The following is an 8,054-nucleotide window of genomic DNA, read 5'->3' on the forward strand; positions in this document are numbered from 1 at the left end:
TTGAATTCCTGCGGGCGGTCCAAGCCGCAGCGCACCACGATCGGGTCGCCGCCGTCGGGCAGCTGCCAGGCGTGGGTGGCGGCAGGGGCGGGGGCCACCAGGTCGGAGGTGGTGTAGTCGCCGATGGTGCCGGGTAGTGCGGCCATCAGCTTGGCGCATTCCGCGCTGGAAGCGCCGGGCGCGGGCACCGCGCCGAGGGCGAGCGGGTCGCGGCTGTGATGGCGATTGGCGAGCACACCCATGACGAGCAGGCCGACGATGAGCGCCACCGGCAGCGCGACCGCGGTGGCGATGAGCGCGGGGGAGCGGCGGACCTCGTAGTCGTCGTCCGATTCCGCGGTCGGCTCGGCCTTTTCGGTGCCGTCGCCGGGCTCGGGTTCGGTGCCGGCGGCCTCGCGTGCGGTGGCCTCGGTCTCCGGTGCGGTCTGCTCGGCGTCCGGCGCAGCGTCCTTGGCGTCCGGCTCGGTGTCGCGGGTGTCGTTGCTCATCGGGAACGAGGGTACCGTCGAGCGGTCAGCCGACCGCATCACACTCGCCCCGAAGGAGACCGTCATCACCGCCAGCAGCAAGCCGGAGTCCGGACCGGGGGCGCAGACCGTGGGCGAGCTCGGGGAATTCGGGCTCATCGCGCTGGTGAACGCGGGTCGCACGCAGACGCGCGGCGTACTGCTGGGTCCCGGCGACGATGCCGCGGTGATCGCCGCGCCCGAGGGCCGGTTCGTGGTGACCACCGACATGCTGGTGCAGGACCGGCACTTTCGCACCGACTGGTCGAGCCCGCACGACATCGGCCGCAAGGCGATCGCGCAGAACGCCGCCGACGTGGTGGCCATGGGCGCGGTGCCGAGCGCGTTCGTGGTGGGACTGGGCTGCCCCTCGGACACCCCGGTCGAGTTCGTCAAGGGACTGACCGACGGACTGTGGGCGGAGGCCGGTCGCGCCGGTGCGTCCATCGCGGGCGGCGACATGGTGCGCAGCCCGATGCTGATCATCTCGGTGACGGCGTTCGGAGATCCGCGCCGCGCGCCGATCAAGATTTCGGGCGCGCGCCCGGGTGACGTGGTGGCCGTGGCCGGGAAGCTCGGCTGGTCGGGCGCGGGGCTGGCGGTGCTGTCGGCCGGTGCCGATCACGAAGAGCTGCTCGCCGAATTCGCGGATGTGGTTGCCGTGCACCGGGTTCCGCAGCCGCCCTACGACGCGGTGCTGGAGCTGCCGGACACCGTCGAGGTCACCGCGCTCACCGACGTCTCGGACGGTTTGCTCGCCGATCTCGGGCATATCGCCGAATCCTCCGGCGTGGCCATCGATCTGGAGTCCGCGGCGCTGGTCGTGCCCGAATTGGAGGCGGTCGCCAAGGCGCTGGGTGTCAACCCCCTTGACTGGATTCTGGCGGGCGGCGAAGACCACGCATTCGCCGCGACTTTCGCCGATTCGGGTGATTTGCCGGAAGGCTGGACACACATCGGCCGTGTTCACGCCGGGTCGGGCGTGACCGTGGACGGAACGGCCCGTACCGGACTCGGCGGGTGGGAATCCTTCGCATAGGCGGGTGCGGTGACGCAATGGAACTCGACACGATAAGTTTTCCCGACATGGGTGCGAAACCACTGTCGGAAGTCATCGATACGGGCTGGGCCGAGGCCCTCGAGCCGGTGGCCGACCGCATTGCCGCCATGGGCGAATTCCTGCGAACCGAAAACAACGAGGGCCGTGGCTATCTCCCCAAGGGGGAGAACGTGCTGCGGGCCTTCCAGCGGCCCTTCGACAAGGTCCGGGTCCTGATCGTCGGCCAGGACCCGTATCCGACGCCGGGACATCCGGTGGGGCTGAGTTTCTCGGTGGCTCCGGACGTTTCGCCCATTCCGCGCAGTCTGTCCAATATCTATTCGGAGCTGACCAAGGATCTCGGGCTGCCGATGCCGTCCAACGGGGATCTCTCGCCGTGGTGCGATCAGGGCGTGCTCATGCTCAACCGGGTGCTGACGGTGCAGCCGGGCCAGCCCGCCTCGCATCGCGGTAAGGGCTGGGAAGCGGTGACCGAGCAGGCAATTCGCGCGCTGGTTGCCCGCGATCAGCCGCTGGTGGCGATTCTGTGGGGCCGTGACGCCTCGACATTGAAGCCCATGCTGGGCAGTACGCCCTACATCGAATCCGCCCATCCCTCACCGCTGTCGGCGTCGCGGGGATTCTTCGGATCTCGGCCATTCTCCCGAACCAACGAATTGCTGGGTACCCTAGGGGCCGCGCCGGTGGACTGGCGTCTGCCCTAGCGAATCCCGTTGACCTGATTCAGGAGCATGTGAATGCAGAACAAGACTGCCCGTGGTGTTTTCGTCGCGTTGGCCGCGGGTGCGGCCCTGGCCGCGGCTCCGGCCGTCGCCAATGCCGACGGCCTGCCGTTGGAGAACTACACCCCCGACACCACGCACACCACCGTTCAGCCGGTCGGCAGCCTGTTCGACACGAATAGCGTGAGTGGCCTGTCGTCGAATGTGACCTCGCGCCTGGCGTGCGTGGTGCAGTCGATCAGCCAGCAGGTGGACTGCCTCAACGGTGCGGCCTAGCACGCACCATTCGCACCTGCATTGCGGGAGTGAAGGCTTCGACTCGGCGCTCGCCGTCGAGTTCGAAGCCGTACTTCCGGTAGAAGGCCCGCGCTCGCGGGTTCTCCTCGAAGACCCAGAGCGACGTATCGGCATCGTCGGAGAGCACCGCGTCCATCAGATCGTGCGCCAGGCCGGTGCCGTAGTAGGCGGCGCGCACGTACATGGCGCTGAGTTCCAGCTCGGTGGGCGGGTTTTCCTCGCGTGACGGCCCGCAGGCCGCGAATCCGACGACCTCGTCGTCGACGACCGCGACCATCACGTGTCCCGGATATCTGACCCGGATCCGATCCCAGGCCGCGGCCCGCTGCACCACATCGAAGGCGTCCAGCACATGCTGGGGCACCAGATCCTGATACGCCTCACGCCAGCAGGCGATATGACAGGCGCCCAGACTGCTGGTGTGTTCGGCCGCCAGCGGCAACACTTGCCATTCGCTCAATTCCCACCCCTGATCTCGTAGGCCGGGTACGACAAAAGCCCCGGCCCACCATTCTGGGGGACCGGGGCTTCCGACGAGAACTGGATATCAGCCGCGAACGACCTTGCCCGCCTTCAGGCAGGAGGTGCAGACATTCATGCGGCGGGTGTTGCCCGGGGCAACCTGGGCGCGCACGGTCTGGATGTTCGGGTTCCAGCGACGGTTGGTGCGCCGGTGCGAGTGCGAAACCGACTTACCGAAGCCGGGGCCCTTGGCGCAGACGTCACAAACGGCAGCCATAGTCGCGAACTCCTTCATGGTCATAGTGGGACCCGCTGCACGATGCACAGCGTGTCCGAAAGCTTATGTCTTGGACGTACCTACCAGCGAATAGCTGGCCAACGCGGGCTGATACCTGGAAGCACAGGACCGTGCCTGCGTGAGGCAACCGCACAAGACTAGCCAACCGCCTCGGGCGATGTCCAATTGGGTCCCCCTCGGCCGCCGCGTATGCGCCGTACGAATGCCAGGTGACAGCGTGGTGTCGGTCTCCCCGACTAGGCTGGCCGCTGTATTCCACGACGTGAGCGGAAGGACGGTGACGGTGCCCGGGGTAGCGGACGCGCTCGACGGTACTGCCCTGCTGCGCTGGGGTCGCTCGACCCTCGCCGCCCTCGAACGTCACCGTGACGAGATCAACGCCCTCAACGTCTTCCCGGTCCCGGACTCCGACACCGGCACCAACCTGCTCGCCACCATGCGCGCGGCCGTGCACGGGGCCGAGGAATCCGCCGCGACAACTCACGCGGAGGATCCAGCGGGTCGGGCACCCGAACTCGAACAACGCGCTGAACCGGCCGAATCCTGGGTGTCGCGCAAGCCGGTCACCGGGGACGAGTCCGGCGCCGGGGCGCGGGAAGTGGCGCAGGTCACCGACACCGCGGCGCCGGCCGAAGTCGAGGTGGCCTCGGAAGAGGCAGCCAGGCCGCAGGCGCGGGAGGTCGCGGCAGCCATGGCGCGCGCGGCGACAGTCGGAGCGCGGGGGAATTCGGGGATCATCCTGTCGCAGGTGTTGCGGGGGATTTCGGAGGCGGCTGTCGACGGGCCACTGACCGAGCAGTCACTGCGGATCGCGCTGCGGCAGGCCGCGCGGTTGGTGCGGGAGGCGTTGAGCTCGCCGGTCGAGGGGACCATGCTCACCGTGCTGGATCGGGCCGCCGAGCGGGCGGCCGATTGTTCGGAGCGGGATCTGGTCTCGGTCGCGCTCGCTGCGGCGGATGGAGCGGCCAAGGCTTTAGGCGAGACGCCGACGCAGTTGGGAGTGCTGCGTGAGGCGGGGGTTGTCGACGCGGGCGCGCGCGGGCTGCTCGTTCTGTTGGACGAATTGGTCACGGCCGCCGGTGGCACCACGCCCGCGCGGCCGGTCTACCGGCGTGACGCCCCGCAGCGGCGGTCGGGTCCGCCCACCAGCGCGCGAAGTGCGACGGCCCCGGGAGAGTCGTCGACGGACGGCAGTGCTGCGGGCGTCGCCGACAGCACGGGGGCTGCCGCACTCCGAGCGGCCATGGAAACGGGCCTCGATGCATCGAATCGTGGTGCGGTGGTGCCATATTCGGGGGTCCCGGAGTCTTCGGCCGCCGCCGCTGCGGCCGAACTTCTCGGTACGGCGGAGTCGCGGGATCTCGGCGGTGTCGCGCCGCAATACGAGGTGATGTACGTGGTGCGCGGCACCGACGAATCGCGTATCGACGCATTGCGGGATCGGCTTGATGCGCTGGGGGATTCGGTGGTTGTCGTCGGGGACGGGTCCGATACCTGGTCTGCTCATGTGCATTGCGCCGATGCCGGGGCCGCCGTGGAGGCGGGGCTGGCGGCGGGGCGGTTGAGTGGGATTCGAATCGAGACGTTGACCGCGGACATGCATGCGCATCGTGGGGTTGCCGATCGGGCGATTCTGGCGGTGGTCGCCGGGCCGGGGGCCGTGCGGTTGTTCGAGGACGCGGGTGCGGTTGTGCTGCAGGGGGCGGTCACCGCTGATGTGCTGCTCGAGGCGATTCGGGGGGTGGCTCGGCGGGAGGTGCTGGTGTTGCCGAACGGGGCGTTGCCCGCGCACGAGTTGGTGGCCGTCAGTGTGGCGGCGCGGGATGGGCAGCGGGAAGTGTTGATGCTGCCGTGCGGGTCGATGGTGCAGGGGTTGGCGGCGTTGGCCATGCATGATGCGGGGCGGGCGGCTGCCGACGATGCGTTCGCCATGTCGGAGGCGGCGGCCGGAACTCGGTGGGGCGCACTGCGGGTCGCGCCGGAGCGGGCCCTCACCATGGTGGGGATGTGTGAGGCGGGGGATGGGCTCGGGCTGGTCGGGCAGGACGTGGTGGTGATCGATTCCGATGTGCGGGCGGCCGGGCGGACGCTGCTGGACCGGATGCTCGGGCTGGGTGGGGAATTGGTGACGATGCTCATCGGATGTGATGCGCCGGAAGGGCTTTCGCGGGAGTTGGCGGAGCATGTGGCCGCCGGGTTCCCGGGCGTCGAGGTGGTCGTGTATCCGGGTGGGCAAGCGGGGGATGTCGTGCAGATCGGGGTGGAGTAGCGCCGTGCAGAGTGGGATGGCCGTGCAGATCGAGGTGCCCGTGCAGATTGGGGTGAAATAGATGGCGACGCTGGCGGATCGGCTCGATCACGTGCTCGGGGTGAAGGCGGCCGAGCAGTTGCAGGAGAGTTTCGACATGCAGACCGTGGAGGATCTGCTGCGGCACTATCCGCTGCGCTATGCCACGCAGGGGCAGCCGCTCACCGAGGAGGAGCCCGAGGAGGGCGCGCATCTCACGGTGATCGGCCGCATCACCAAGACCGATCTGCGGCCGATGAAGAACCGCAAGGGCAGCCTGCTCAAGGTGAGTCTCGACGCGGGCGGCGCCAAGCCGGTGGAGATCACCTTCTTCAGCGGTGACAAGGTGCGCCACTTGGTGAAAGAGGGTGCGCGGGCGATGATGTCGGGCACCGTGCACTACTGGCAGCCCACCCGCTGGAACCTCTCGCACCCCGATTACCTGATCCTGCCGGAGAAGGGCGAGGGCTCGGTCGAGAGTCTCACCTCGGTGCACGGCGGCGGCGCGCTGCGCGGTCTGGCGCAGAGCGCCAAGGGCGCCGGGGGCATCGACATGTCGTTCTTCGAGCGCGAATTCATCCCCGTGTACCCGTCGACGGCGAAGGTGCAGAGCTGGAATCTGCTGCGCTGCGTGCGGCAGGTGCTCGATCAGCTCGACCCCATCGACGATCCGCTGCCGGAGCCGTTGATCACCGAGCACGCGCTGATCCCGGTGTCGGACGCGCTGCGCCTGATCCACCTACCCGAGCACAAGTCCGATATCGAAGCCGCCCGGGGCCGTTTGCGTTTCGACGAGGCGATGGCGTTGCAGCTGGTGCTGGCCGAGCGTCGCCACCAGGTGGAGGGCCGGGCCGCCAAGCCGTGCCCGCCGCGCACCGACGGCATTGCCGCGGCCTTCGACAAGCGGCTGCCCTTCGAGCTGACCGAGGGGCAGTTGACGGTCGTCGGCGAGATCTCAGCGGATCTGTCACGCGCCCATCCCATGCATCGGCTGTTGCAGGGCGAGGTGGGTTCGGGCAAGACCATCGTGGCCCTGCACGCCATGCTGCAGGTGATCGACAACGGGCAGCAAACAGCACTGCTCGCGCCGACGGAAGTGCTTGCGGCGCAGCATTATCGGTCGTTGAAGAAGATGCTCGGCGATCTGGGCACCGCCGGGGAGCTGGGTGCGGACGAGCTGGCCACCAAGGTGGTGCTGGTGACCGGTTCCATGTCGGCGGGCCAGAAGAAGGCCGCGTTGCTGGACGCCGTCACCGGTGACGCCGGTCTGGTGATCGGCACGCACGCGCTGATCCAGGACAATGTCGAGTTCTTCGATCTCGGCATGGTGGTGGTCGACGAACAGCACCGCTTCGGTGTGGAGCAGCGGGATGCGTTGCGCGCCAAGGCCAAGGACGGTGCGAGCCCACACCTGCTGGTCATGACGGCCACCCCGATCCCGCGCACCATCGCCATGACCACGCTCGGTGATCTGGAAACCTCTGTGCTGACCCAGCTTCCGCGCGGGCGTTCTCCGATCACGTCGAAAGTCGTTCCCGCCAAGGTGAAACCGGCATGGGTGGATCGGGCGTGGGAACGCATTCGCGAGGAGGTCGACGCCGGGCGGCAGGCGTATGTGGTGTGCTCGCGCATCGGCGACGAAGAGGACGGCAAGGCCGGAAAGGCCAAGGGACGCAAGAAATCCGATGAGGAGAAGGAAGCCCCGACCACGCACTCCGCCGTGGACATGTACGAGATGCTCGGCAGCGGTCCGCTGAAGGGGTTGCGCGTCGGCCTGCTGCACGGCCGGTTGCCCGCCGACGAGAAGGACCGCGTCATGCGGGCGTTCAACGACGCCGAGATCGATGTCCTGGTGTGCACCACGGTCGTCGAGGTCGGCGTCGACGTCCCGAACGCCACGGTCATGGTGATCGTCGACGCCGACCGCTTCGGCGTCAGCCAGCTGCATCAGCTCCGCGGCCGTGTCGGCCGAGGCAAACACCCGGGCCTGTGCCTGCTCATCACCGAATCCGGCCCGGTCGGCACCGCGATGGCCCGCCTCGAAGCGGTCGCGGGCACCACCGACGGCTTCGAACTGGCCGTCCTCGACCTCCGCCAACGCCGCGAAGGCGACGTCCTCGGCTCCGCCCAATCCGGCACCGCCCGCAGCCTCCGCCTCCTCTCCCTCCTCGACGACCTCGAAGTCATCACCGCCGCCCAACAATTGGCCCGCGAGATCGTCGACTCCGACCCGGGCCTGAAGAACCATCCGGGCCTAGCCAGCATGATGCGCGCCGCCGTAGACGGCGAACGCCTGGAATACCAAGCCAAGTCCTGACACCCACGACACCTCGCGGCTCCTGACACCCTCGTCATCCCGGCGTGCTTTTGGCCGGGATCCATACTCGCAGTGCATGACCCGCACGTGTGGATTCCGGCCAAG

8 protein-coding genes are annotated in these 8,054 nt (G+C 68.4%); 5 read left to right on the forward strand and 3 right to left on the reverse strand.

The genetic code is table 11. The features are described 5' to 3' along the window. Window positions 1-488 (reverse strand): DUF3515 domain-containing protein (locus tag ACWELQ_RS30465; protein WP_452400479.1); only part of this gene is annotated, 488 nt, incomplete at its 3' end. Between the two features lie 109 nt (window positions 489-597). On the opposite strand from ACWELQ_RS30465, the gene ACWELQ_RS30470 reads away from it, so the two are divergent. The 3 genes from ACWELQ_RS30470 to ACWELQ_RS30480 are packed head-to-tail and all read left to right on the forward strand — an operon-like array spanning window position 598 to window position 2,564. Further along, complete coding sequence (locus ACWELQ_RS30470) at window positions 598-1,545, forward strand: thiamine-phosphate kinase (RefSeq protein WP_452400484.1); 948 nt, start codon at window positions 598-600, stop codon at window positions 1,543-1,545. Window positions 1,546-1,592: 47 nt separating this feature from the next. After that, window positions 1,593-2,270: a uracil-DNA glycosylase gene (locus tag ACWELQ_RS30475; RefSeq protein WP_452400480.1), complete on the forward strand. Its 678-nt coding sequence runs from the start codon at window positions 1,593-1,595 to the stop codon at window positions 2,268-2,270. Between the two features lie 33 nt (window positions 2,271-2,303). Beyond that, window positions 2,304-2,564: a hypothetical protein gene (locus tag ACWELQ_RS30480; protein WP_379364608.1), complete on the forward strand. Its 261-nt coding sequence runs from the start codon at window positions 2,304-2,306 to the stop codon at window positions 2,562-2,564. Here ACWELQ_RS30480 and ACWELQ_RS30485 read toward each other — a convergent pair. Then, window positions 2,548-3,045: an N-acetyltransferase family protein gene (locus ACWELQ_RS30485; protein WP_452400481.1), complete on the reverse strand. Its 498-nt coding sequence runs from the start codon at window positions 3,043-3,045 to the stop codon at window positions 2,548-2,550. The genes ACWELQ_RS30480 and ACWELQ_RS30485 overlap by 17 nt on opposite strands. Before the next feature lie 87 nt (window positions 3,046-3,132). Further along, window positions 3,133-3,324, reverse strand: coding sequence for a 50S ribosomal protein L28 (gene rpmB / locus ACWELQ_RS30490; RefSeq protein ID WP_011210730.1), 192 nt, complete (start codon window positions 3,322-3,324; stop codon window positions 3,133-3,135). Between the two features lie 304 nt (window positions 3,325-3,628). On the opposite strand from rpmB, the gene ACWELQ_RS30495 reads away from it, so the two are divergent. Next, on the forward strand, window positions 3,629-5,614 hold the full coding sequence (locus tag ACWELQ_RS30495) for a DAK2 domain-containing protein (protein ID WP_452400482.1): 1,986 nt from the start codon (window positions 3,629-3,631) through the stop codon (window positions 5,612-5,614). Window positions 5,615-5,675: 61 nt separating this feature from the next. Continuing rightward, window positions 5,676-7,949: an ATP-dependent DNA helicase RecG gene (gene recG / locus ACWELQ_RS30500; protein ID WP_452400483.1), complete on the forward strand. Its 2,274-nt coding sequence runs from the start codon at window positions 5,676-5,678 to the stop codon at window positions 7,947-7,949. The last annotated feature ends 105 nt before the right edge of the window (window positions 7,950-8,054 follow it).

It is taken from the genome of Nocardia sp. NPDC004722 (genome assembly GCF_053601505.1).

Excerpts from the sequence above, each read along its gene's own strand:
- ACWELQ_RS30475 (WP_452400480.1), top strand. The coding sequence starts at position 1,593 with ATGGGTGCGAAACCACTGTCGGAAGTCATCGATACGGGCTGGGCCGAG.
- rpmB (WP_011210730.1), bottom strand. The coding sequence starts at position 3,324 with ATGGCTGCCGTTTGTGACGTCTGCGCCAAGGGCCCCGGCTTCGGTAAG.
- ACWELQ_RS30480 (WP_379364608.1), top strand. The coding sequence starts at position 2,304 with ATGCAGAACAAGACTGCCCGTGGTGTTTTCGTCGCGTTGGCCGCGGGT.
- recG (WP_452400483.1), top strand. The coding sequence starts at position 5,676 with ATGGCGACGCTGGCGGATCGGCTCGATCACGTGCTCGGGGTGAAGGCG.